Genomic DNA, 24,894 nt, shown 5'->3' on the forward strand with positions numbered 1-24,894 from the left:
ACGGGGGTGCGCCTCAGCCGGCCTTCGACTTCTTGGCGGGCTTGGCCTCGGCCGCGTCGGCGTTCTCCTCGCGGCGCTTCTTGGCGGCCTCGACCGATGCGCGGAGCGCGGCGACGAGGTCGACGACCTCGGCCTCCTGCTTGGGCGCCTCGGTCGCCTCGATGGTGGTGCCGGCCAGCTTGGCCTGAACGACCTCCTCCAGAGCCTCACGGTAGGAGTCGGTGTATTCCTCCGGCTGGAACTCGCCCGCGAGCGCGTCGATGAACGACTGGGCCATGGTCACCTCGGCGTCAGACACCGTGACGTCGGCCGGCGGCGCGGCGAACGCGCCGTCGCGGATCTCGTCGGGCCACAGCATCGTGTGGAGCAGGAGCTGGTCGTCCTTGACGCGGATGAGCGCGAGGTTCTCGCGCGAGCGCAGGGCGACCTTGACGACGGCCGACCGCTCGCTCTTTCGCAGCGCGTCGCGCAGCAGCACGTAGGGCTTCACACCCGGCCCATCGGCCTCGAGGAAGTAGGTCTTGTTGAAGTAGGTGGGGTCGACGGCGTCGTCCTCGACGAATTGGACGACCTCGACGGCCTTGGTGGTGGCGAGCGGGAGATTGTCGAAGTCGGACTTCTCGAGGATCGCCATGCGCCCGTCGGCGGTCTCGTAGCCCTTGGCGATCTCCGCGTACGGGATCTCCTTGTCGCACTTGTCGCAGACCCGCTTGTACTTGATACGGCCGCCGTCGGCGGGGTGCACCTGGCGGAAGGAGATGTCCTTCTCCTCGGTCGCCGAATACATCTTGACCGGGATGGTCACCAGGCCGAACGAGATCGCGCCCTTCCAGGTCGAACGAGGCATCGTCAGTCTCCCAACAGGTCGAGGACGGGCCCGGCCTCCGACGGCGCGAACCACAGCAGGGGATAAGGATCCAACGCCGAGAGTTCACCGTCGGCCGCTTGGGCGAGGGTGGCGTCGTCGGGCAGGTCTTCGGGGTCGTCGACGAACAGCGAGGTCGCATCACGCCAAGCGAGTCGGGTCAGGCGTACGACGCCGGGCCGCTCCCCCGGCTCCGGGAGCCGGTCGATCTCGGCCGTCACGACGAGCCGCGGCAGACCACGGCGTACGCAGGCCAGCGAGGCGAGGACCTGCGCTGTGTGCTCGGCCTCCTCGTCCTCGGCCGGGTCGAACCCGTACGCCCGGTACAGCGCGGGGTCTGCGGCGTACGCCTCGGTGACATCGGCGGTCCCGGACGCGACCAGCGCACGGAGCTCGTCGGCGGACAGCGGCACGAAGACCAGGGGCTTCACGCGTTCTCCTCCTCGGTGGGCACGGTGGGGACGACGGGCGCCTCGGCGGGCGTACGCCGCGGCGCGCGCTTGGCCGGGGGCCGCTTCTTCGCGGGCGTCCTCCTGGGGGCCACCTTCTTCGCCGGCCGGGTCGGGGCCTGCGAGGCCGCGGCGAGGGCCTCGGTCTGGACCAGCTCGTCGCGGGCGTCGACGACACACTGGGCGAGCACGTCGAGGTCGCTGAGCGCGTCGCGGTCGCCGGTGAACCCGAAGCAGACCTTGCCGTCGTAGGAAGTGATGCCGATGGCCAGCAGCTGGCCGGGGGCCAGTGGCAGCATCGGATAGCTGGCGACCATGCGCGCGTCGGCCACGTAGAGCGGATGCTGCGGCCCGGGCGCATTGGTGATGAGCAGGTCGTGGGAGCGGCGTACAACCATGCCCGACACGCGCGCCCCGAGCGAGTGGAGCGTCGTCGGCGCGAAACCGGCGATCTGACTGAGGGCGCGGGCCCCCACCGCGCGGCCGGTGTCGAGGTGTGCCCTGGTCCCGAACGAGACCTGGTGGAGCCGCATCATCGCGTTCGACTCGTTGACGGGCAGGGCGATCAGGTGGGGTTCGACGTGGGCGCCGAGCGAGGTGGGCTCGTCGTCGTCTTCGGTGACGCCCATGGGCACCATGGCCAGGAGCTCACCGCGTCGCATCGTCTCGCCGCGGGTGGCGAGCCACGAGCGGAGGCCCCCTGCGACCAGCGCGAGAACCACGTCGTTGACGGTGTAGCGCTCGTCCATGCGCAGGCTCCGCAGCTCCTCGAGGTCGAGCTCGACGGTCGCGAACCGACGCTGCTCCGACGGCGTCCCGGCCAGCGGGCTGTCGTCGCTGGCCCGGCCCCCGCCGCGCAGCGCGGTCCCCGCGAGCTGACCGAGCGCGCCGCCGATCCCGCCAATCGCCTCACCGACCGCGACGGCGGTGCCGAGCACTCCGGTGACGCCGCGGCGGACCGACTCGATGAGGGCCGTGCTGTCTCCCATGCCCTCGGCGATGGCCCCCATGAGCAGGTCGACCGGGCGCGGCTCGGGCACGGGTTCCCAGCGCGGCCTGACGTCGTCGACGTCGTGGTCGTAGGGAGACTCGGGCGACTTGTCGAGCAGGACCTGGCCCAGGTCGACGCCGTCGATCCCGTCGACGAGGCACTCGTGGCTCTTGGTGACGATGGCGAAGCGCGTGGTGCCGTCGCCGGCCTCGGAGGCGAGCCCCTCGACCAGATAGCACTCCCACAGCGGGCGGCCACGGTCCAGACGGCGAGCCATCACGCGCCCCACGAACTCGCGCAACTGTTCCATCGTGCCCGGCCGCGGGAGCGCGGAACGACGTACGTGGTAGGTGAGGTCGAAGTCCTCGTCCTCGACCCAGACGGGGGCAGCCAGCGCCCCCGGGACCTGGCGTACGCGCATCCGGTAGCGCGGCACGAAGTCGAGACGGTCGCTGATCAGCGAGACGAGGGCCTCGTAGTCGAAGTCGTCCGACGCCTCGAAGATCGCCACCGTGCCGACGTGTGCGGGCGTGTGCAGCGTGTCCCCCGCGAGCATCGCGACCTCGCGTGCGCTCAGACGGTCAGGCATTGGGCCCTCCTCCTTGACGACGTGACTCCACGGTAGCCCAGCGGTCCGGGCGCGGCCACGGTCTCATCCCCGGGTCGCACCGCAGGATGGAACACGCCCGCGAGGTTGTCCACAATTCCGCGTGCGCGCGAGGCCCTCGTCGGCACACGTCCGGCCGCGCGGGCACGCTGGCGGCATGTCGATCACCGCCATCCCCGATCACCGCCCGCCTGCCCGGCGGCTGCTGACCCCCGTGCCCGACGAACCGCTGGGGCTCGTCCCGCTCCCCCTGCCCGAACCCCGCCCGGTCGACCTCCTCGGCGACGACGACGTCCCCGCGGAGGCGTCGCGTGCTGTCGTGGTGGCGGCGCGGGCCGTGGCGGACCTCGCCGCACGCCGCCGCACCGCCGAGCAGCTGCGCGGGCTGGTGCTGCCCAACGCCCACGCGACGCTGTGCCGCTGGGCCGCCGCCCAGGACCCCCGAACTCCCTGGACCGTCCGCAGCCTGCGCGCCCAGCGCACCCGGCCGGGCGTGGTCGAGGCCTGCGTACGCCTGCAGAACCCGGGCGGACGCAGCATCGCGCTGGCCGTACGCATGGAGGCACGTCGAGGGCGATGGGTGTGCACGGTCGCGGAGATCGGCGGCCGGCGCGGTCAGCCAAACCGGGTGTAGACCTTGCCCGGGGTCGTGCCGCCCAGGAGCTGGCTCACGGTGACGAACACGTAGCCCTCGGCCTTCAGGTCGTCGACGACGTTGGGGACGGCGGCCACCGTCGAGGCGTGGATGTCGTGCATGAGGACGATCGAGCCGGGCCTGACCTGCTTCTTCACCTCGGCGCGAACGGCCGACGCGTTGCGCGACTTCCAGTCCATGGTGTCGACGTCCCACAGGATGACCGACTCGCCGACGGCCTTGGCGGCGGCGTCGACCGACGCGTTGCGCGCGCCGTACGGGGGCCGCATGACGGAGACGTCCTTGCCCGTCAGCTCCTTGATCTTGTCGTGGGTCTGGCGCATCTGCTTCTCGGCGCCGTCACGGCCCAAGCCCGTGAGCTGGGGATGGGTCCACGAGTGGTCGCCGAGCTCCATGCCCGGCGTCGCACCGACCTGCTTGGCGATGTCGGGGTAGGCCTTGAGCGAGGGCCCCTGCATGAAGAAGGTCGCGACCGCGCCACGCGAACTCAGCGCCTCGAGCACCTTGGGGGTGTCCTTGCCGGGCCCGTCGTCGAAGGTCAACGCCACGCACTTCACCGCACGACAGTCCACAGCGGCCCCCGGGGCGGGTTGGGGGGCGTTCGCCTTCGGCGCCCCAGACTCCTTCGAGGGGCTGGCGGGAGCCTTCGCCGGGGTCGATGGGGCCTTCTTCGCGGGCGTCGACGGGCCCCGGGACGGCGTGGGTGCCTCCGTCGGGCTCGGCGCCGGCGGCGTGGTCGGGGCCGGCGCGGAGGTCACCGCGGGAGGGGGCGCCGGGACGGCCGGCGCCGCCACCTGACCCTTGTCGGAGGAACATGCCGTGGCCGCGAGCAGGATGCTCGCGGCCACGGGGAGGACGATGCGAGGGGTGGTCACGCCGACATGGTATGTGTCAGCCGTCCGAGTCAGCGGTTCTTGCCGTGGCAAGCCTTGAATTTCCTGCCCGACCCGCACGGGCAGGGCTGGTTGCGACCGACCCCCGCGTACACGTCGTCGTCGGACGACTCGCCGTCGGAGTGCTGCTGGGCGTTGCCGTCCTCGCCCGGGGCGCTGTAGGTGAGCTTGCGCGCGCGGCGCTCCTCGGCGCCCTTGACCTGTACCTTCGGCTTCTCCGTGGCCTCGTCGCGGGCGGCGAGCTCCTCGCTGGTCGGCTCGCTGGTGTCCTCGGACTGGCCGGCGAGCATCGACTGCAGGGCGTCGGCGTCGAACTCTTGGCCGCCGGCCAGAGTCTGCTGCTGGACCTCCGGGACCTGGACCTCCACCTGGAAGATGAAGCCCACGACCTCCTCGAAGAACGCGTCGCGCATGGCGTTGAACATGTCGCCGCCCTCGCGCTGGTATTCCACGAGCGGGTCGCGCTGGGCCATGGCACGCAGACCGATGCCCTCGCGCAGGTAGTCCATCTCGTAGAGGTGCTCGCGCCATTTGCGGTCGAGGACCGTTAGGAGGACCTGGCGCTCGAGATCACGCATGCCCTCCGCGCCGATGGCCTCCTCACGGGCGCCGTAGGCCTTCTGGGCGTCGTCCTGGAAGTCGTCGATCAACTGCTGCTGGTCGACCTCGGTGTCGAGGTAGTCCTCGATGTCGAGCGTGACCGGGTAGAGCGTCTTCATGTCGGCCCACAGCTTGTCGAGGTCCCAGTCCTCGGCGAACCCCTGGGTGTTCTCGAGCACGTACGCCTTGACGACGTCGTCGGTGGTGGCGCGCAGCTGCTCCTCGAGGTCGGCACCCTCGAGCACCTTGCGGCGGTCGGCGTAGATGACGTGGCGCTGGCGGTTCATCACGTCGTCGTACTTGAGGACGTTCTTGCGCATCTCGAAGTTCTGCGACTCGACCTGCTTCTGGGCCGACGCGATCGAGTTGGAGACGCGCTTGTCCTCGATGGGCTGGTCGTCGGGGATGTTGAGCGCGTTGAGCACCCACTCGACGATGTCGGACTTGAACAGGCGCATCAGGTCGTCGCCGAGCGACAGGTAGAAGCGCGACTCGCCCGGGTCGCCCTGACGGCCGGAACGACCACGGAGCTGGTTGTCGATGCGGCGCGACTCGTGGCGCTCGGAGCCGACTACGTAGAGGCCGCCGATCTCGGTGACCTCCTCGTGCTCGGCCTTGGTGGACACCTCGATCGCGTCGAGGGTCTCCTGCCAGCGCGCCTGGTATTCGTCGGCGTTCTCGAGCGGGTCGAGGCCTTCGGACTTCAGCTTCAGGTCGGCCATGAACTCGGCGTTGCCGCCGAGGATGATGTCGGTGCCTCGGCCGGCCATGTTGGTGGCGACGGTGACCGCACCCTTGCGGCCGGCCTGGGCTACGATCGCGGCCTCGCGCGCGTGGTTCTTCGCGTTGAGGACCTCATGCTTGACGCCGGCCTTGGTGAGCATCGTCGACAGCACCTCTGACTTCGCGACGGACGCGGTGCCGATCAGGACCGGCTGGCCCTGCTCGTGCCGTTCGGCGACGTCAGCGATGATCGCGTTGAACTTCGCCTCCTCGGTGCGATAGATGAGGTCCTTGTTGTCCTTGCGGATCATCGGCCGGTTGGTGCGGATCGGAACCACCGAGAGGCCGTAGATCTTCTGGAACTCCGACTCCTCGGTCTTGGCCGTGCCCGTCATGCCGGCGAGCTTGTCGTACATGCGGAAGAAGTTCTGGAGGGTGACGGTGGCCAGCGTCTGGTATTCGTCCTTGATCTCCACGTTCTCCTTGGCCTCGATGGCCTGGTGGAGCCCCTCGTTGTAGCGGCGGCCGTGGAGCGTACGCCCCGTGTGCTCGTCGACGATGAGGACCTCGCCGTCGATGACGACGTAGTCGCGGTCGAGCTTGAACAGCTCCTTGGCCTTGATCGCGTTGTTCAGGTAGGAGATCAGCGGAGTGTTGGCCGACTCGTAGAGGTTCTCGATGCCGAGCCGGTCTTCCACGACCTCGATGCCGGGCTCGAGGATCGAGATCGTCTTCTTCTTCTCGTCGACCTCGTAGTCACGGTCGCGCTTCATGCGGGTGACGATCTTGGCGAACTCCGGATACCACTCGTGGGTGTCCTCGGCGGGGCCCGAGATGATCAGCGGGGTACGCGCCTCGTCGATGAGGATTGAGTCGACCTCGTCGACGATGGCGTAGTGGTGGCCGCGCTGGACGCACTCGTCGACCGAGAGCGCCATGTTGTCGCGCAGGTAGTCGAAACCGAACTCGTTGTTGGTGCCGTAGGTGATGTCGCACGCGTACGCCTCGCGGCGCTGGGCCGGGGTCATGTTGGCCAGGATGCAGCCGACGGTGAGGCCCAGGAACTGGTGGACACGGCCCATCTGCTCCGACTGGGTCTCTGCGAGGTAGTCGTTGACCGTGACGACGTGGACGCCCTTACCGGTCAGCGCGTTGAGGTAGGCCGGCAGCGTGCCGACCAGAGTCTTGCCCTCACCGGTCTTCATCTCTGCGATGTTGCCCCAGTGGAGCGCCGCACCGCCCTCGAGCTGGACGTCGAAGTGGCGCTTGCCGAGCACCCGGCGCGCGGCCTCGCGCACCGTGGCGAACGCCTCGGGCATGATGTCGTCGAGCGTCTCGCCGTCCTCGAGCCGCTGCTTGAACTCGTCGGTCTGGGCGCGCAGCTCCTCGTCGGTCATCGCCTCGAAGTCGGGCTCGATGTGGTTGACCTTGTCAGCGACCTTCGTGAGGCGCCGGAGGATCTTGCCCTCGCCCATGCGGAGCAACTTGTCAATTACAGCCACGAGACCTTGTCTCCCTGAGTTCTGAGTCGGTGTAGGCATCCCTGTGCGGGGACATCCTTCCCCAGCCTAGTGGGTCGGGGGCAACCGGGCGAAGGGGCTGAGCGCGGGACGCCGACGGGCAATCCGGTGACGGCGGGGAATTGGGCGGAGCAGGCACACGACGGGGGGACGCGTGCCTGCTCCGGCTCTCGGGGCCGCAGCGGGACTCAGTGCCGGGAGGCGGAGGGAGTCACCAGACCCGGCCGCGGCTGCCGCCGACCGGGACCAGCGCGGGGGCCAGGTCGCCCCGGTCGACGACCTCGATGCGCGCCAGGCCGAGCCACGACCTCAGCTCGTCGAGCTCGGCCATGAGCTCGGCGGCGACGTGGACCACGTCCAACCCCGGCTCCGCCCAGGCGGCCTTCACCACCAGGGCGTCTGACGCCCGGTCGGCCTTCAGGTCGACGCGTGCTGCGAACCGCTCCCCCAGCAGGAACGGGTAGACGTAGTAGCCGTGGCGCCGCTTCGCCTCGGGGACGTAGATCTCGATCGTGTAGTCGAACCCGAACAACGCCCGCAGCCGCGCCCGCTCGAACACCATCGAGTCGAACGGGCTGAGCAGTGCCCGGGCCCGGACCCTGCGCGGTCGCCGCGCCGCGTGCCAGAGGTACGCCGGCTTCCCCCAGCCCGCGACCGTGGCGGGCAGCAGCTCGCCCGTCCCGACCAGCGTCGCGACCGCAGCGCGGGCGGCGCCCCGCGGCAGCCGGAAGTAGTCGGCCAGGCAGCCCACCGAGGCGACCCCCAGCGCCGCCGCGGCCCGGCGTACGAGCGCCAGATGGGCCTCGGCATCCGTAGGCGTCGGCGCCCCGACCACCGCCGGGGGCAGCACACGACCGGGCAGGTCGAAGCGCCGCTCGAACTGACGGTTGCGCCCCGCCGAGGTGATCTCCCCGGCCCAGAACAGGAACTCCATCGCGGTCTTGGTGTCGGACCAGTTCCATCCCCAGTGCTCGCGCGCCCGTTCCTCCGGTTCGTCGAGCAGGGCCTCCATCTCTCGCGAGGACAGGGGCGCGTGGTCGGCCACGAGCCCACGCACGCGGGCGACGAGGTCCGGCTTCTCGGCGGCGATGCGCTGCATCCTGCCCCACGCCTCGTCGCGGGCCGCCGCCATGCGGAACCGCAGCGCGGGCTGCAGCGTGACGTCGACGAGGCTCGCGGCGTGGCCCCAGTACTCGAAGAGGCGCCGCGGCGCCCGCCCGTACGCCCGCTCCAGCAGCGCGGTGTCGTAGGGCCCGAGCCGCGAGTACAGCGGCAGGTAGTGGGCACGCGCCACCACGTTGATCGAGTCGATCTGGAACTGCGCCAGCCGGTCGATGACGCGCTGCACGTCACGCATGGTCGCGGGGCGCCCGAGCCGGGGGCGGTCCAGGCCCTGGGCGGCGATCGCGATGCGGCGGGCGGCGGGCGCGGACAGCCGCAGAGGCGAGCTCATGGGAGCACGCTATCGGTCACACCCAGGTGGCGGTGTCGGGGCGGGCGTACGCCACCACCGCGTCCCAGTCGCGCGGCGGGACCCGGGGTCCGTGCGCGCCTTCGTGAGGTCGACGTAGCCCGTGCCGACCGGGACCAGCGACGGAAGCCATCGCGGTGGCGGGGGCGAGGCGGGTGACGGAATGCTTGACGTCCATGGGTGTGTCGTCTCGTTCGGTGCTGTGAGACGAACGCACCCCGCGGGCCGGGCCCACGGGGTGCGCCGAGGTCGAGGTGTGATCAGCGCTTGACGCGCGCGTTGCCCTTCCAGATGCTCCAGACCTGCTCCTCGTCGGCGGGAGCGGCGTAGTCGGTCAGCGAGGTGGCCGCCAGCGCGCCGGTCGCCCAGCCGAACTGCATGCACCGCTCGGGCTCCCAGCCCTGGAGGATGCCGTAGAGCAGGCCGCCCACGGAGCCATCGCCGCCGCCCACGCGGTCGAGCACGCCGATCTCGCGCGGGTTGGCCACGAAGAACTCGTCACCGGCGTTGACGATCATGCCCCACTTGTGGAGGTTGACCGACACGACCTCGCGCAGGGTGGTCGCGCGGAACTGCGCGTTCGGATAGGCCTGCTTCAGGCGGCCCATCATCTGCTTGAAGCCGTCGATCTTGGCCTCGAGCCCCTCGCCGCCGGCCTCCGGGCCCTCGATGCCGAGACACAGCTGGAAGTCCTCCTCGTTGCCGATGAGGATGTCGCAGAGCCCGGCGATCTCGTGGAACGCGGCGCGCAGCTCCTCCTCGCGGCCCTTCCAGAAGGACGCGCGGTAGTTCATGTCCATCGACACGACGGTGCCGTGCGCCTTGGCGGCCTTCGCGAGCTGGACGCAGAACTGGCTCGTCTTGGGGCTGATGGCCGCGATCAGGCCGGACAGGTGCAGGATCTTCACGCCCTCGGTGCCGAACAGGCGGTCGAGGTCGAAGTCGTCGACCGACAGCTCACGGCCGACCTCGCCGGCGCGGTCGTTCCACACGCGCGGGCCGCGCTGGCCGTAGCCGGAGTCGGCGATGTTGAACTGGTGCCGGTATCCCCAGGCATCGCCCTGGGGCACGTCGGGACCCTCGTACGCCATGCCGCGCTTGCGCAGGTCGGCCTTGATGAACTGGCTGATCGGCGACCCCGCGACGAAGTTCGTGAGCACCTTCGTGGGCAGCCCCAGGTGGGAGGCGATCGAGGCCACGTTCGATTCGGCCGAGGTGGCCGTCATGAGGTAGCGGTCACTGACGTGGACGCCCTGACCGTTCTCGGGCGTGATGCGGATGCCCATGCTGGTGGGGACGACGAGTGCCCACCGGGCGTCGGTGCGGAGTTCCATGGTTCGTGTGTTCCTGTCTTCGTGCGGGTGTAGCGGGTGAGGTCGGTCAGGCCGTGAGTTCGGCCATGGAGCGGGCGACGAGGGCGACGAGCTCGTCGTCGGCGCCCAGGTCGGGGTCGAGAAGGGTCAGGACGCCGGGCGCGGCGGAGGTTTCGTCGCCCCGGGCGGCGTCGACGAACGGGCCCGCGTCGGCATCCTTCAGGGGCGCACCGAGCCCACGCAAGTGGCAGGTCCAGGCGGCGACGGCCATGGCGCAGCCGGCAGGCGTACGCCCGGCCGCACGCTCGGCACGCAGGGCCGGGAGGACGCGTACGGGGATCTTCGCCGAGCCGTCGGCGGCGATCTGGGCGAGCAGGTGGCCGACGCGCGGGTTCTCCCAGCGCTCCACCAGCGCGGCGCGGTAGTCGGCGAGGTGGTCGGCGGGCAGCGTCAGGTGGCGGCAGTTCTCGTCCCACAGGGCTTCGACCCAGGCGCGGCAGCGCGGGTCGGTGACCGCCTGGTCGACCGTGGTGTGGCCGAGCACCGACCCCGCGTACGCCAACAGCGAGTGGGCCCCGTTGAGCAGGCGCAGCTTGCGCTGCTCGTACGGCTCGACGTCCTCGACCATCGTCACCCCCGCCTTCTCCCAGGCGGGGCGACCCGCGGGGAAGCGGCCGGCGACGACCCACTCAGAGAACGTCTCGGTCGGGACCGGCGCGACATCACGGACGCCGGTGGCGTCCTCGACGAGCGAAACGAGCTCGTCGGTCGTCGCCGGGGTGATGCGGTCGACCATGGAGGTGGCGAAGTCGACGTTCTGCTCGACCCAGGCCGCGAGCCCGGGGTCGTCGATCGCCGCGAGGACGGTGTCGTGGGCGACGCGACCGTTCTCCGGCAGGTTGTCGCACGGCAGGATCGTGATCGGCCCGGCCCCGGCGCCGCGGCGGGCGGCGAGCCCCTTCGCGATGCGCTGCGGCGTCGCGCCGCCCAGCCAGCCCTGCTCAGTCACCGTCGCCGTCACGACGGCCACCTGCGGGTCTGCGAATCGTGCGAGCAACGCGTCCTCGTCGGCGGCCGGGTGGACCTCCACGATCGAGCCGACGACCTCGAACGAGTCGCCGTCGGCCGCGCGCGTCACCAGCGTGTAGAGCCCGTCCTGGGGAGTGAGGGCGTCGGACATCGCCGCCGAGCGTCCGGTGAACCCGGCGATCCCCCACCGGTCGGCGTCGGGGGCGCGGTGGGTGTACCAGGCCTGATGGGCGCGGTGGAAGTTGCCGACGCCCATGTGGATGATGCGCACCGGCGCGGCGGACGGCATGCCGTCGAGGGCACGGGACAGGCGCGGGGCCTCGGTCCGGCGCGGAGTCTCGGTCGGGCGGGTTTCGGTCACGGGTTCACCTCTCACAGGCGGAAGGCGCGGCGGGGGTTGACGGTCACGAGGTCGTGCAGCGTCTCGGCCGCCTCGTCCTCGGTGAGCCGGTGCTCGACGACGAGCTGGGCCAAGAACCCGGCGTCGAGGCGGCGGGACATGTCGTGGCGGGCGGGGATGGAGCAGAACGCGCGCGTGTCGTCGATGAACCCCGACGTGCGCGAGAACCCGGCGCTCTCGGTGATCGCGGCGCGATAGCGGCGGATCGCCTCCGGGGCGTCGATGAACCACCACGGGACCCCGGCGTACACGCTCGGATAGAAGCCGGCCAGCGGGCCGATCTCGCGGGAGAACGTCGTCTCGTCGAGGGTGAACAGGACGAGCTGGAACCGCGGGTTCGTGCCGAACGCGTTCAGCATCGGCGCCAGGTTGTTGGTCCACTCCACCGACACGGGGATGTCGCAGCCCACGTCGGCGCCGAACTTCTCGAACGTCGGCCGGTGGTGGTTGCGGTGCACCGCCGGGTGGAGCGTCATGACCAGCCCGTCGTCCGCCGACATCCGCGCCATCTCGAACACCAGGTGCCTACGCAGGCGGGCCGCGTCGCCCGGCTGGGTCTGGGCCCCGGTACGGAAGGCCGCGTACAGGCGCTCGGCCTCGTCGGCCGGCAGCCGCTCGGCGCCGGGGTCGGCGTGCGAGTGGTCGGCCGACACGGCGCCGTGGTCGCGGAAGTACGCGCGGCGGGACTCCATAGCCGCCACCCAGCCAGCGAGCGTTCCCGTGTCCTGCCCGGCGACCTCGCCCAGCCGGTCGACGAGGTCGACCCAGTCGGCACGAGCCGGCTCCAGGTAGCGGTCGGGGCGGAACGTGGGCAGCACACGGCCGGTGAACGACTCGTCCGCGGCGAGCGCCGCGTGGTGGACCAGGTCATCACACGGGTCGTCGGTCGTCGCCAGCACCTCGATGCCGAACGCGTCGAACAGCGCCCGCGGCCGGAACTGCGGCATCGTGAGCTTCGCGGCGATGGTGTCGTAGATCGCGTCGGCGGTGTCCCGGGCAGGCACCTGGTCGACCCCGAAGGCGTCTGCGAGGATCGCCTCGAACCACGCGCGCACCGGTGTGCCACGGAAGACCGACCAGTGCTCGCACAGCAGGCGGAACGCCTTGCGGGAGGCCTCCGCGTCCATGTCGCTGCGGCCGACGCCGAGGTCGGCCAGGCCGACACCCGACGCGTGCAGCAGGCGGTTCACGTAGTGGTCGGGCGTGATCAGCAGCTCTGTCGGGTCGCCGAACGGCACGTCCTCGGCCAGCCACACCGGCGGCACGTGCCCGTGCGGCGAGATGATCGGCAGGTCCGCGACCTCCGCGTACAGGCGGCGGGTGACATCGCGTACGCCCGCGTCGACGGGGAACAGGCGGTCGGGGTGCAGCTCCAGCTTGGCCATGAACCCATCGTCGCCAGTCCCGTGCGCCGCCTGCCACGGGTTGCCACATGTTGTCGCGTACGCCGGCTCCCGGCGGAGCGTGCCCTGTCCCGCCGCGGCGGGGCGGGGCTAGGCTCACGGGCATGAACGACGACGCGTACGGCACCGAACCCGGCGATCCCACGCGGGCGGCGATGCTCGGCGGGCCCGAGTCGCGCCTCGACCCGGACCAGGTCGCGGAGTTCGTCACCCAGCAGCTGGCCGGGCAGGACTGGGACGGCAAGCGGGTCGCCCTCGTCATCCCGGACGGGACGCGGTCGTGCCCGCTCCCCCTCGTGCTGGGCGCCGTCCACCGGGCGCTGCACGGACGAGTCGCGTCGATGACCGCCGTCATCGCGCTCGGCACCCACCAGGCGATGTCGGAGGCGGCCATCGCGGCCCTGCTCGGGTACGCCGAGGGCGAGCTGGAGCAGACCTATCCCGGGCTCGCCGTGGTCAACCACGAGCACTGGGAGCCGTCGACGTTCGCGACGCTCGGCTCGATCACGGCCGAGCGCGTCACCGAGCTCACCGGTGGCAGGCTCCACGACCAGGGCGTCGAGGTCCAGATCAACCGCCACGTCGCCGAGGCCGACGTCGCGCTGGTGATCGGGCCGGTGTTCCCGCACGAGGTCGTCGGGTTCTCCGGCGGCAACAAGTACTTCTACCCCGGCGTCGCCGGGGCCGACCTGATCGACCTGTCCCACTGGGTCGGCGCGCTCATCACGAGCTACACGATGATCGGCTCACGAGGCGTCAGCCCCGTGCGTGCGCTCATCAACGAGGCCGCCGCCATGATCCCCGCCGAGCGCCGCGCAGTCTGCCTCGTCGTGGCGTCGGGCTCGGACGTGCTCCACGCGGTCGCCATCGGCTCGTGCGAGGACGCCTGGGCCGCGGCCGCCGACGTGTCGGCCGAGACCCACATCACCTACCTCGACGAGCCGGTCAAGCGCGTCCTGTCGATCATGCCGACCAAATACGAGGACATCTGGACCGGCGCCAAGGGGTTCTACAAGCTCGAGCCCGTCGTCGTCGACGGCGGCGAGGTCATCATCTACGCCCCGCACATCACCGAGGTGTCGGTGATGCACCCCGACATCCTCGAGGTGGGCTACCACAACCGCGACTACTTCGTCGGCCAGTGGGACCGGTTCAAGGACCACCACTGGGGCGTGCTGGCCCACTCCACCCACCTGCGCGGCATGGGCACCTGGACGCCCGAGGGCGGCGAGCAGAACCGGGTGCGCGTGACGCTGGCGACCGGCATCCCGCGGGAGGTGTGCGAACGGATCAACCTCGGCTACCTCGACCCCGCCGAGGTCGTCGTGGCCGCCTACGAGGCCGATCCGGACACGCTCGTCGTGCCCCACGCCGGTGAGGTGCTGCACCGGCTGCGCCGGGCCTGAGAGCAGCCGGGCGGCAGGGCCTCCCGGGCTTGGGACTCAGGTCCGTGGCCCGCTGCCCGCCACCGGCCCGACGGATCCCCGCACGACCAGCCGCACCGGCAGGTGGACCGTGGGCGGCGTCCCCGGCTCACGGGGCGGGTTCAGCAGGTTCTGCACGGCCGCGCTGCCCATCGCGGGCAGTGGCGCGGCGAGGGTCGTCAGCGACGGCGTGGTCTGGGCACCGTTGACGATGTTGTCGAAGCCCACGACCGACACGTCGTCGGGGATGCGCACGCCGGCCCGTTGCGCCTGGGCCATGAACCCCAGTGCCAGCAGGTCGTTGTAGGCCATGACCGCGCTGGTCGAGCGGGCCTGCCATTGGGCGAACAGCTCCGCGCCGCCCTTCATCGTCGGGTCGGCGGGGCCGAGCCGGCGTACCTTGAGCGACAGCTCCTGGCCCGCCTCGACGATTCCGCGCCAGCGCATCCCGGCCGCCCAGGACAGCTCGGGGCCGGCCAGCCAGGTGATCTCCCGGTGGCCGAGCTCGCCGAGCAGCTCGGCGGCGCGTCGGACCGCGCGGGCGTTGTCGGGCACGATCGAGCGCACGTCGGTCACCACGCGGTTCAGCACGACGACGGGACGCTGCTTCGCCAGCCGGCGGACAGCTCCGTCGTTGATGCGGGCCGAGGTCAATATCATGCCCTTCGCGACCGGGACGAGCCGTTCGAGCAGCCGCTCCTCCACCTCGGGCGAGCCGTGGGTGTCGATCAGCATCAGGTGGTGGCCGGCTTCCTCGGCGGCCCGCTGCGCACCCCTGACCAACGGCCCGTAGAACGGGTTGCCGATGTCGGCGAGCGCCATGACGATCAGCCCGTCGTCGCCGCTGACGTCACGCTGCAGCGTCCGCGAGCGGTAGCCCAGCTCCCCGGCCGCGCGGCGGACCTTCTCCGCTGTCTCGAACGACACCCGGCCGGGCCGCGAGAGCGCGCGGCTCACCGTCGACGGCGACACCCCCGCGTGGCGGGCGACGTCGTAGATCGTCAGGTCGGCCCCCGAGCCGTCCGCGTCGTCGCCCCTGGTCATGGGGCCACACTAGCGGCGCGGGCCCGGGGGCCGGTCTGGTACGCGTGATCAGCGAGGCATGCGTCCCTGACCGGGCTCCACGTCGGTGCGCGTCTCGGAGCGGTCACCGGTCCACTCGATGTGGTAGCTGCCCTCGTCGTCCACACGACGGTAGGTGTGGGCACCGAAGTGGTCGCGCAGGCCCTGCACCAGCGACGCGGGCAGGCGTTCGGCCCGCACCGTGTCGTAATAGCCGAGCGCCGCGGCGAAGCCCGGCACGGGCACGCCGGCGGCGACGGCGCGGCCCACCACGCGGCGCCAGCCGTCCTGGGCCTCGGCGAGGTCCTTGGCCACCGACGGCGCCTCGAGCAGCGTGGTCAGGTTGGAGCTGGCGTACTCCCCGCGGATGCGCTCGAGCAGGCGGGCCCGGATGATGCAACCCGCACGCCAGATCTTTGCGACCTCGGCGATGTCGATGTCCCAGCCGTACGCCTCGGCGGCGGTGCGGATCTGGTCGAGGCCCTGGGCGTACGCGACGACCTTCGAGGCCCACAGCGCCTGGCGAACGTCGTCGAGCAGCTGCTGGCGGTCGTCGTCGGCGAGCGTGCGGTCAGGGTCGTTGACCTGGGACCAAGGAGCGGAGATGGCGTTGCACAAGTCGTTCGCGATGGCCACCGACATGGACGTGTACTTCTGTGACCCGCACAGTCCTTGGCAACGCGGAAGCAACGAGAACACCAACGGGCTCCTGCGCCAGTACTTCCCCAAAGGCACCGATCTGAGCCTCCACAGCCCCGAAGACCTCGAGCTCGTCGCGCAACGGTTGAATGGCCGACCACGCAAAACGCTCGACTGGGCGAACCCAGCCGAGCGTTTGCGTGATCTACTACCGGCCTAGACCATCAGGTGTTGCGAGGACCGCAAGAATCCACCCCTGGTGGTCGGGGCCTCGCGTACTCACAGAGGTGATCGTGGAGATGGCGGGAATCGAACCCGCGTCCTCAAAACGTGGACCAGGGCTTCTCCGGGTGCAGCCGGCTGGGCGATCTGCTCGGCCCCTGCACTCACGCCGGCGAGTTGCAGTCGGGCCCAGTCCTGAAAAAGTCCCCTACTGACCCCAGGACGCGGTCAGCAGAGCAAGCCTTCTGAATGAGGCCAGGAACCGGGGCGAAGGCGACCCCGGGCTGACCCTTCGGTCACTGCTCAGGCAGCGAGAGCGAAGTCAGTGCGCTGGTTGTTGGCACTTATTGGTTTCCACAGAACGTTTACGAGATGACTGTGGCTTCTCGACCCGCTTCCCCTGGAGCAAGCGCCCCAAGTCGAAACCGATCATCCCCTCTTGAGTTGTCCCGGTGGGCCGCTGCGCCTGAGCGGGCGGTTGACCGCCGGAAGATCCACTATACATGCGCGTCAGCCGCGCTCGTCGAGCGGTTTCCACGGCATCAGGCGGTTGACCGGGTTGGTCCAGTCCTCACCTTGGGAGGCGCGTACGCCGCCGATGAGAGTCAGCACGAACCACGCGACGCCACCGAGCGCAACGGCCCATCCCATGTCGCCCGGCCCGACCGCGTCCAGCACGCCCAGACCGACGAGCCCGCCGAACGAGTACAGCTGGAAGTTGAACGCCTTCGCCGCCTCACGCTTGGCGTACGTGCCCTTGCCGCCGATCAGGTACATCATCAGCGGGCCGAAGATCCACAGGAAGAACACCGAGAAGTGCGACAGCGACGCCATCGCCTTGCCGGTGCGCCCCGTCTGACCCTGGTTGACCAGCGACGGGCGGTACGCCGGGTGCAGACCGAGCGCCGCCGAGGTCGGCGGAACGGCCACCAGCCCATAGAACGCCTGGTTGAGGTCGCGGCGTGTCGACGCGCCGAGCACCTGGTCGAGGCGCACCTCGAAGTCGGCGTGGGTGAGCCGCCCGTCCGCGTACGCCTCCTGCAGGAACGCCTCCGCGCGCTCGCGCTGCGCCGGCGTCACCAGCATGTCAAGGCCGTACGCCGTCGCCCCGCTCGACACCGGCGCCGGGGTCGGCGCGGGCGCGTACGTCTCCGGCTCGGCGTACGCAGACGCCTGCACCGTCGGGTTGGTGTAGGAATCGAACCTCTGGGGCGAAGACGTGGGGCTGCTCATGGGTCCATTCTCCGGCGGCCGGCCCTCCCAGCACATCGGGTGAGCCCCTGAACGACCCCCGAGAAACCCCGAGGACGACGAAGACCCCGACCATGCGGGTCGGGGCCTTCGAGGTCGGGCGCGGGTCACTTGCCGCGGATGCCCACCAGGTCGCAGACGAAGATCAGCGTCTCGTTCGGGCCGATCACCCCGCCGGCGCCCATCTGGCCGTACGCCATGTGGGGCGGGATCACGAGCTGGCGGCGGCCGCCGACCTTCATGCCCTGGACGCCCTGGTCCCAGCCGGCGATGACGCGGCCGGCGCCGAGCGGGAACTCGAGCGGTGCGCCGCGGTTCCACGAGGAGTCGAACTCCTCGCCGGAGGAGAAGGAGACGCCCACGTAGTGGACCGCGACGACGTCGCCCGCGACGGCCTCGGGGCCGTCACCGGTGACGATGTCGGTGATCTGCAGGTCGGCCGGCGGCTCACCGCCGGGGAAGTCGACCTCGGGCTTGCTGTTCATGTCAGTCATGGGGCGACCCTAGCGGCTCACCACGATCCGCCGCCGCCGCCTCCACCGCCACCGCCGGAGAAGCCGCCGCCGCCGAACGACGAGCCACCACCGAAACCGGAGCCCATCGAGCCCGTGGTGGGTGGCGGGGGCTCGGGCAGCGTGGACGTGCGCACGGCCGAGTCGAGGTAGACGAAGTCGTAGGGCGAGAAGTAGAACCAGCCCGGCTGGATCGTCTCGAGACGGCCCATCTCGACGAGCCGCTCGCACACCTTCGTCCAGCGGTCGGTGAGGTCGAACATGACGGCCCACGGCAGGTATTTCGAGAAGATGTCCTCACCCTCCTCGAACCGCAGCTGGTCGGCCTCGGCCGTCGCCATGTAGGTGCGGAAACCCTCGATCTGGTCAGCCACGGCGCGACCCGCCGCGGTGCGCTGGCCGCGGCGCATCTTGGCGCGCGTCACCCACCAGGTGACCAGCACGGGCACCAGTGGCACCAGCCACAGCAGCGAGGCCGCCGGTCCCATGAGGTCCAGGAGCACGTCGGGCCCGAAGGCGTACAGCGCGAACCCGCCGAAGGCGACCACACTCCACAGCGAGCCGATCCCGAGGTGGTGCCCCGCGCCGGGGAGCCGCTTGAACCAGCGACGCATCGTCACCTGGGAGCGCAGCGACGTCGTCACCGCCTGGTGGGCGGCCATCATCTCGCCGTTCTGGCCCAGCGTCACGGCGCCCGCTCCCCCGCCGAACAGGGTGTTGAGCAGGACGGTCTCGTGGGGCGCCGAGACCCGCTGGGGGTCGAGCAGGGTCATCGAGAACTGCCTGTCGCCCACCTTGGACAGCTGGACCGCCCCGCGCCGGGCGAGCTCGACGATCGTCGCGGTCGTGTCGCGGACGTCGACGGCGCCGTCGATCAGCAGGCCGGCCTCGCCGACGGGGATGTCGGGCGGTGAGAAGGCGACGGGGATCGTCACCTTCCCACTGCGCTCCACACGCACCGGCTGCCCCCCGGCCGGGACCATGCCCGGGGCCACGCCCACGTAGCGCTCGTCGCGGCCGTTGCGGCGCCAGTACAGAAAGCCAAGCAGCGGTGCGACCAACGCGGTCACACCCGTCGCCGCGCCCACGCCGATGGCCGTACGCCGGTTCTCGACCGTCGTGTTGGGCTCGAGCCGCGGCCCGGCCCCCGTGACGGCCCCCTTGGCGATCTTCACGCCGACCGACAGGTTCTGGTTCTGCGGCAGCGCGGCCTGCGTGAACGTCGCCCTGCCCCCGTCGCTCCTCTTCGACGTGCACGGCGTCTTGGACTGCACCGGCCCGGCGAAGCAGACGAGCTCCTTGGGCCCCTGCGGCACGGTGACCGTCGCGGAGACGTTGCTCATGGATGCCCGCCACTCGAAGCCGGTGACGTCCCAGTAGAGCTCGTCGTAGTCGGACGACTGGCGGGTCGCACCGTCGACCGTGTAGCGCAGCACATAGGTCTCGGTGCGGTCGACGTAGCGGTTCGGGTCGCCGACGCGGATCCGGAGCGTCGCGTCGGAGCCGTTGCGGGCCTGGGACGTCGAGTACATCGTCGGCGCCCCCGTCGGGCTGCTCACGGCGATGTCGCGGATCGCGTACACGGCGTCCTGCTCGTCGTCCCACCGCTCGCGGGTGACGAGGAAACGCTCCAGACCGTGGCTCGACGACGCGAACTCGTAGGTGATGGTCTCGGTGACGTCCATCGAACCGTCGGTGTTGACCGTGTACGCCGCGGCGAACGCGCTGATGCGGTCCCCAGTGGCGGCGAAGGCGGGCTGCGGCAGCGCGAGTCCGCCCGCGACGACGAGGACGAGTGCGGCCAGGAGCCTGGCGGCGCGTGCGAGCATGTCACTTCCTCCGCTGGCGAGCGGCCAGCGCGCGCTCGGTCTCGCGCACCGCGTCGCGCTTGCGGAGCGTCTCGCGCTTGTCGTACTCCTTCTTGCCCGTCGCCACCGCGATCTCGACCTTGGCGTACCCGTCGTTGAAGTAGAGCGACAGCGGCACGATCGTCACGCCCTTGTCCTGGAGCGCCTTCTCGAGCTTGCCGATCTCGCGGCGGTGGAGCAGGAGCTTGCGCGTACGCCGGGCCGTGTGGTTCGTCCAGGTGCCGTGCGAGTATTCGGGGATGTGGGCCTGGCGCAGCCAGACCTCCCCGTCGTCGACCGTCGCGAAGGCGTCGGTGAGGGTGCCGCGCCCCTGACGCAGCGACTTGACCTCGGTGCCCGTGAGGACCATCCCGGCCTCGAAGGTGTCATGGATGTGGTAGTCGTGCCGCGCCTTCTTGTTCTGCGCGATCAGCTTCTTACCGGTCTCCTTGGGCATGGCTCCACAATAGGGGGCCGCGCAACCGGATTGCCCACAACGCGGAACGGGCCTGGTGGAGCGGTCCTCAGCCCTTGTACCAGCTCATCGGGTTGGTGAGGTCGCCATCGAGCCAGACCATGTAGTGGAGGTGGCAGCCGGTCGAGTATCCGGTGGTGCCGACCTTGCCGATGACCTGCCCCCTCTTCACCCGGTCGCCGACGCCGACCGAATAGGAGATGGCGTGGTTCATGCTCGTCGTCACGTAGCGGCCGTCGACCTTGCCGTGATCGATGATCAGGCGGTTGCCGTAGCCGGCGTTGTAGTACCGCTCCTTCACCGTGCCGTCATAGGGCGCAATGATCGGCGTGCCGCAACCGGCGCCGAAGTCGGTGCCGTCATGCAGCTTCCAGTAGCCGAGGACCGGGTGGAGGCGCATGCCGAACTGCGATGTGATCGCCGAGCCGCTCGGATAGATGAAGCCGTGGTTCGCGGTGGCGCGCGAGGCGGTCATGTCAACCGGCGGGGCGGCCGGGGCCGGACCGGACTTGGGCGCAGGCGCCGGGGCGGGCACGGCCACCTTCGGCGCGGGGGCGGCGGCCTTCTTGTCGGCGGCCTGCTTCTCGGAGGCGGCCTTGTCGGCGGCCGACCTGGCCGCGGCGGCCTTGGCGGCCTCCGCCTTCGCGGCGGCCGCGGCGGCCTCGCGGGCCTTGCGCTCGGCGACCGCACGGGCGGCGTTCTCCGCCGCGATGCGGGCCTCCTCGGCTCGCTGGGCGGCAATGCGGTCGGAGATGCGCTTCTCGACCTCGTCGCGCTCCGACTGGAACCCGTGGACGGCGTTCTGGTCGGCGGCGACCTGGTTCTTGGCGGCGGCCTCCGCGGCCGAGTTGGCGTTCACCAGCGCTGCGACACGGTTGGCCTGGTTGCGGGCGGCCGACTCGAGCTGGGATTTCGTCGCCAGGTTCTGGGCCGCGGCCTCACGCTCGGCGGCGACCTGACGCTCGATCGAGGCCTGCTGTTCGCGGGCCTCTGTCAGCTTGCGCTGGGTCTCCTTGAGGCGGTCCATCTCGGCCTGGGTCGAGTCGAACATCGTGGTCGACCACTGCAGGCGGGTGCCGACCTGTCCGGTCGTCTCGCCGGTGAGCAGCATGCCCATGCCGACGAGACCGGTCTTCTGCTGGTACTGCTGGCGGACGACACGGCCCACCGTCGACTACTCCTCCGCAACGGCCTTCTCGGCCTCCGAGACGGCGGCCTTGGCCTTCTCGAGCTCGTTCTGGGCGGTCGCCAGCTTGTCGGCCATCTCGGTGTCGCGCTGCTTGGCGGCCGCCAGCTGCTGCTGCGTACGCGCCAGCTCGGAACGTGCGGCGGCCAGCTCGGACTGCGACTTCTGCAGCGCGTTCGCGGCGTCCTGAAGGGCCTTGTTCGAGGTATCGAGGTTGGTCCGCGACTGCTCGAGCTGGCGGTTCACGCGGTCCCGCTGGTCGTCGAGGTCGTCGGCGTTCGCCACGGGGGCGATGCCGACGAGGCCAACCGTCAGTACAGCCGCCGAGGCGACGAGTGCGCGCGTTCGCGTCCGGATGACGCTGGTGCGCGGGCCGCCGAAGGCGGAGGGAAGGTCCCGATGCACAGCTGGTCCCCAATCATGGTGGGAGAGTCTTACCTGCAGGTCAGACCCTCAGGTACTTACGAGTTGCGATCAACGTTGGGATTATTGACAGGAGCACGCCCACGACCGCAACCCACAACATGGCCCAACCCGCATGGGGCCAGCCGATCCAGGGTGAAGCCTTGAGCGAGACTTGAGCCTTTTCGATGATGAGGAAGTAGACCCCGGCGGCCAGAGTTCCGCAGGCCAGGGCGGCGCCGAACAGGGCCGCGACGAGCGACTCCAGCAGGAACGGCATCATGATGTAGAAGTTCCCTGCCCCCACGAGGCGCATGATGCCGATCTCCCGACGCCGGGCGAACGCGGCCATGCGGATCGTGTTTCCGATCTGGAGGGCCGCCGCCAGCAGCAGCAGCGCCGATGCCACGATCGTGCCCCATTTGAGGAATCCGAGCCACTCGAAGAGCTGGTCGAGCACCCGGTGGAGGTCCTGGACGGCCTGGACCCCCTGCATGCCCGACACCGCGGAGACGACGCCCTGGTATTCCTCGGGATTCTTCAGTTTCACCCGGAAGGATTCCTGCATCTGCTCGACCGTCAGCGAGTCCTGGATCGGGCTGCCCTCGTAGGCCTTGCGGAACTCGTCGAAGGCCATCTGCTTGGACTCGTAGAAGACGTCCTGGACCTCCGGGTTGGAGCGCAGGGTCTGCTCGATCGCCTGCTTCTGCGGCTCGGTCACGTCCTGGCCGGGGTCGCAGAAGTCGCCCTTGGTGTCCTTGGTGCACAGGAACACCGAGATCTCGATCTTGTCGTACCAGCGCCCCTTCATGAGGTCGACCTGCTGGGTGGCCAGCAGACCGGCCCCGAACAGGGACAAGGAGACCCACATCGTGACGATCACCGCGATCGTCATGGTGGTGTTCCGGCGCAGGCCGGACCAGGTCTCGGAGAAGATGTGACGCATTAGTCGGAGTCCCTCACTGATTCCCGTAGACGCCCTTGGTCTGGTCACGCACGATCTCGCCGTCGTCGAGCTCGATGACGCGCTTGCGCATCTGGTCGACGATCGTGGAGTCGTGGGTGGCCATGATGACCGTGGTGTCGGCGCGGTTGATCCGGTCGAAGAGCTTCATGATCCCCACGGAGGTCGCGGGGTCGAGGTTGCCCGTCGGCTCATCGGCGAGGATGAGCTTCGGACGGTTGACGAACGCGCGCGCGACCGCGACGCGCTGCTGCTCGCCGCCCGACAGCTCGTCGGGAAGGCGGTCCCCCTTGTTGCCGAGACCCACGAGGTCGAGGGTCTCGGGCACAGCCCGGCGGATGTGGCTGGTCGGCTTGCCGATCACCTGGAGCGCGAAGGCCACGTTCTCGTAGACGGTCTTGCCGGGGAGCAGGCGGAAGTCCTGGAACACGGTGCCGATCTGACGACGCAGCGCGGGGACCTTCCAGTTCGGCAGGCGGGACAGGTCCTTGCCTGCCACGTGGATCCGGCCCGTCGACGGGCGGTACTCACGCAGGATCAGCCGCGTGAAGGTCGACTTGCCCGAGCCCGAGGGGCCGACGAGGAAGACGAACTCGCCCTTGGCGATCTCGACGTCGATGTTCTTCAGCGCAGCGCGGCGCTGACCCTCGTAGGTCTTGGAGACATTCTCGAAACGAATCACTGGCGTCCACGGCCGAGCTCGACGTCACGCCCCCGGGGAAGAAAGGGGCATGCCCCCATCACGAGGACGCGCAGGGGAACGGCCTGCAGCGAGTCTAGGTGCCTGATACCACACCGCCCCGACATTTCCCGGCGGCGGGCGTGGCGCGGGATCAGGCCTCGGCGGTCTCGGACTGCTTGCGCCAGCGAATGCCGGAGTCGATGAACCCGTCGATGTCGCCGTCGAAGACGGCGTCGGGGTTGCCGACCTCGTGATCGGTGCGCAGATCCTTCACCATCTGGTAGGGGTGCAGCACGTACGAGCGCATCTGCGAGCCCCAGGAGTTGCCGCCGTCGCCCTTGAGGGCGTTCATCTCGGCCTCGCGCTCCTGACGGGCGCGCTCCAGCAGGCGGGCTTGGAGGACGCGCATGGCGGCGGCCTTGTTCTGGAGCTGGGACTTCTCGTTCTGGCACGACACGACCACACCGGTGGGCAGGTGGGTGATGCGTACGGCGGAGTCGGTGGTGTTGACCGACTGGCCGCCGGGGCCCGACGACCGGAACACGTCGATGCGCAGGTCGCCCTCGGGGATCTCGATGTGGTCGGCTTCTTCCACGACGGGCAGGACCTCGACGCCGGCGAACGACGTCTGGCGGCGGCCCTGGTTGTCGAACGGGGAGATGCGGACGAGGCGGTGCGTGCCAGACTCCACCGAGAGGGTGCCGTACGCGAACGGAGCCTTCACCGTGAAGGTCGCCGACTTGATGCCGGCCTCCTCTGCGTACGACGTGTCGTAGACCTCGGTCGGGTAGCCGTGGCGCTCGGCCCAGCGCAGGTACATGCGCATGAGCTTCTCGGCGAAGTCGGAGGCGTCGACGCCACCCGCCTCCGCACGGATGTTGACGACGGCGTCGCGCTCGTCGTATTCCCCCGACAGCAGGGTGCGGACCTCGAGGGCGTCGATGGCCGAGCGCAGGGAGCCCAGCTCCTTCTCGGCCTCGGCGACGGAGTCGGCGTCGCCCTCCTCCTCGGCCAGCTCGACGAGCACGTCGAGATCGTCCAGCCGCGACCGCAGGGACTCCACGCGCTCGAGGTCGTTCTGGAGGTGGGACAGCCGGGAGGTGACCTTCTGGGCGTTCTCCTGGTCGTTCCACAGATCGGGGGCGGCGGCCTGTTCCTCGAGCTCGGCGATCTCCTTGCGCTTGGCCTCGGGGTCGAGGACGGCCTCGATCGAGGTCAGGGCGCGGTCGAGGTCGGCGAGTTCGGAGGAGAAGTCAGTAGCCACGACGACGCACTCTACCCGTGGGACGCCTGTTCCCCCACCCCGAAC

21 protein-coding genes, 1 other RNA gene and 2 pseudogenes are annotated in these 24,894 nt (G+C 70.2%); 3 read left to right on the top strand and 21 right to left on the bottom strand.

What is annotated here, in order from left to right:
• Window positions 1-13 precede the first annotated feature (13 nt).
• The 3 genes from ku to ACYVGD_RS00405 are packed head-to-tail and all read right to left on the bottom strand — an operon-like array spanning window position 14 to window position 2,894.
• A complete protein-coding gene (gene ku / locus ACYVGD_RS00395; protein WP_460740984.1) occupies window positions 14-847 on the bottom strand; it encodes a non-homologous end joining protein Ku in 834 nt (277 codons plus the stop codon).
• A gap of 2 nt (window positions 848-849) precedes the next feature.
• The gene (locus ACYVGD_RS00400) at window positions 850-1,296 is read right to left on the bottom strand and encodes a DUF6912 family protein (protein ID WP_460740985.1); all 447 of its coding nucleotides are present in this window, start codon (window positions 1,294-1,296) and stop codon (window positions 850-852) included.
• Window positions 1,293-2,894, bottom strand: coding sequence for a wax ester/triacylglycerol synthase family O-acyltransferase (locus ACYVGD_RS00405; RefSeq protein WP_460740986.1), 1,602 nt, complete (start codon window positions 2,892-2,894; stop codon window positions 1,293-1,295). Before ACYVGD_RS00405 ends, ACYVGD_RS00400 begins: the two co-directional genes overlap by 4 nt.
• Before the next feature lie 175 nt (window positions 2,895-3,069).
• Between ACYVGD_RS00405 and ACYVGD_RS00410 the strand changes: the two genes are divergently transcribed.
• Window positions 3,070-3,546, top strand: a complete 477-nt coding sequence (locus ACYVGD_RS00410) for an Rv3235 family protein (RefSeq protein WP_460740987.1) — start codon at window positions 3,070-3,072, stop codon at window positions 3,544-3,546.
• Here the strand turns inward: ACYVGD_RS00410 and ACYVGD_RS00415 are convergent.
• The 6 genes from ACYVGD_RS00415 to uxaC all read right to left on the bottom strand — a co-directional run bounded on the left by ACYVGD_RS00415 (window position 3,528) and on the right by uxaC (window position 12,901).
• Entirely contained in the window at window positions 3,528-4,442 is a 915-nt protein-coding gene (locus ACYVGD_RS00415) for a polysaccharide deacetylase family protein (RefSeq protein WP_460740988.1), read from the bottom strand. The two genes, ACYVGD_RS00410 and ACYVGD_RS00415, sit on opposite strands and share 19 nt — an antisense overlap.
• 29 nt (window positions 4,443-4,471) lie before the next feature.
• Window positions 4,472-7,285, bottom strand: coding sequence for a preprotein translocase subunit SecA (secA, locus tag ACYVGD_RS00420; RefSeq protein ID WP_460740989.1), 2,814 nt, complete (start codon window positions 7,283-7,285; stop codon window positions 4,472-4,474).
• A gap of 229 nt (window positions 7,286-7,514) precedes the next feature.
• Entirely contained in the window at window positions 7,515-8,756 is a 1,242-nt protein-coding gene (locus ACYVGD_RS00425) for a winged helix-turn-helix domain-containing protein (protein ID WP_460740990.1), read from the bottom strand.
• Window positions 8,757-9,034: 278 nt separating this feature from the next.
• Window positions 9,035-10,108, bottom strand: coding sequence for a sugar kinase (locus ACYVGD_RS00430; protein WP_460740991.1), 1,074 nt, complete (start codon window positions 10,106-10,108; stop codon window positions 9,035-9,037).
• 46 nt (window positions 10,109-10,154) lie between these two features.
• Window positions 10,155-11,477 (bottom strand): mannitol dehydrogenase family protein, encoded by a 1,323-nt coding sequence (locus ACYVGD_RS00435; protein ID WP_460740992.1) that lies wholly within the window; start codon window positions 11,475-11,477, stop codon window positions 10,155-10,157.
• A gap of 11 nt (window positions 11,478-11,488) precedes the next feature.
• Window positions 11,489-12,901, bottom strand: a complete 1,413-nt coding sequence (gene uxaC, locus ACYVGD_RS00440; RefSeq protein ID WP_460740993.1) for a glucuronate isomerase — start codon at window positions 12,899-12,901, stop codon at window positions 11,489-11,491.
• A gap of 122 nt (window positions 12,902-13,023) precedes the next feature.
• On the opposite strand from uxaC, the gene ACYVGD_RS00445 reads away from it, so the two are divergent.
• Window positions 13,024-14,325 carry a lactate racemase domain-containing protein gene (locus tag ACYVGD_RS00445; protein WP_460740994.1) on the top strand — a complete coding sequence of 434 codons (1,302 nt, stop codon included), beginning with the start codon at window positions 13,024-13,026 and terminating at the stop codon, window positions 14,323-14,325.
• Between the two features lie 36 nt (window positions 14,326-14,361).
• Here ACYVGD_RS00445 and ACYVGD_RS00450 read toward each other — a convergent pair whose 3' ends face one another.
• Window positions 14,362-15,387: a LacI family DNA-binding transcriptional regulator gene (locus tag ACYVGD_RS00450; RefSeq protein ID WP_460740995.1), complete on the bottom strand. Its 1,026-nt coding sequence runs from the start codon at window positions 15,385-15,387 to the stop codon at window positions 14,362-14,364.
• 48 nt (window positions 15,388-15,435) lie between these two features.
• A pseudogene (locus ACYVGD_RS00455) lies at window positions 15,436-15,981 on the bottom strand (NADP-dependent phosphogluconate dehydrogenase); the annotation flags it as partial.
• Window position 15,982: 1 nt separating this feature from the next.
• Here ACYVGD_RS00455 and ACYVGD_RS00460 point away from each other — a divergent pair.
• Window positions 15,983-16,264, top strand: a pseudogene (locus ACYVGD_RS00460) (IS30 family transposase); the annotation flags it as partial.
• Window positions 16,265-16,335: 71 nt separating this feature from the next.
• Here ACYVGD_RS00460 and ssrA read toward each other — a convergent pair.
• From ssrA to prfB, 10 genes are all read right to left on the bottom strand, one after another.
• Window positions 16,336-16,703: a transfer-messenger RNA gene (gene ssrA, locus ACYVGD_RS00465) on the bottom strand.
• Between the two features lie 73 nt (window positions 16,704-16,776).
• Window positions 16,777-17,499, bottom strand: coding sequence for a DUF1707 domain-containing protein (locus ACYVGD_RS00470; RefSeq protein ID WP_460740996.1), 723 nt, complete (start codon window positions 17,497-17,499; stop codon window positions 16,777-16,779).
• Between the two features lie 125 nt (window positions 17,500-17,624).
• A complete protein-coding gene (locus tag ACYVGD_RS00475) occupies window positions 17,625-18,002 on the bottom strand; it encodes an FKBP-type peptidyl-prolyl cis-trans isomerase (RefSeq protein ID WP_460741118.1) in 378 nt (125 codons plus the stop codon).
• A gap of 26 nt (window positions 18,003-18,028) precedes the next feature.
• Window positions 18,029-19,858 carry a DUF2207 domain-containing protein gene (locus ACYVGD_RS00480; protein WP_460740997.1) on the bottom strand — a complete coding sequence of 610 codons (1,830 nt, stop codon included), beginning with the start codon at window positions 19,856-19,858 and terminating at the stop codon, window positions 18,029-18,031.
• 1 nt (window position 19,859) lies between these two features.
• Entirely contained in the window at window positions 19,860-20,333 is a 474-nt protein-coding gene (smpB, locus tag ACYVGD_RS00485) for an SsrA-binding protein SmpB (protein WP_460740998.1), read from the bottom strand.
• A gap of 67 nt (window positions 20,334-20,400) precedes the next feature.
• Window positions 20,401-21,519, bottom strand: coding sequence for a peptidoglycan DD-metalloendopeptidase family protein (locus ACYVGD_RS00490; protein ID WP_460740999.1), 1,119 nt, complete (start codon window positions 21,517-21,519; stop codon window positions 20,401-20,403).
• Window positions 21,520-21,525: 6 nt separating this feature from the next.
• A complete protein-coding gene (locus ACYVGD_RS00495; protein ID WP_460741000.1) occupies window positions 21,526-21,942 on the bottom strand; it encodes a hypothetical protein in 417 nt (138 codons plus the stop codon).
• A 40-nt stretch (window positions 21,943-21,982) separates the two neighbouring features.
• Entirely contained in the window at window positions 21,983-22,885 is a 903-nt protein-coding gene (gene ftsX, locus ACYVGD_RS00500) for a permease-like cell division protein FtsX (protein ID WP_460741001.1), read from the bottom strand.
• Between the two features lie 13 nt (window positions 22,886-22,898).
• Entirely contained in the window at window positions 22,899-23,585 is a 687-nt protein-coding gene (gene ftsE / locus ACYVGD_RS00505; RefSeq protein ID WP_460741002.1) for a cell division ATP-binding protein FtsE, read from the bottom strand.
• A gap of 151 nt (window positions 23,586-23,736) precedes the next feature.
• A complete protein-coding gene (gene prfB, locus ACYVGD_RS00510; protein ID WP_460741003.1) occupies window positions 23,737-24,849 on the bottom strand; it encodes a peptide chain release factor 2 in 1,113 nt (370 codons plus the stop codon).
• Between the last annotated feature and the right edge of the window lie 45 nt (window positions 24,850-24,894).

This window comes from Mariniluteicoccus endophyticus, assembly GCF_054780035.1.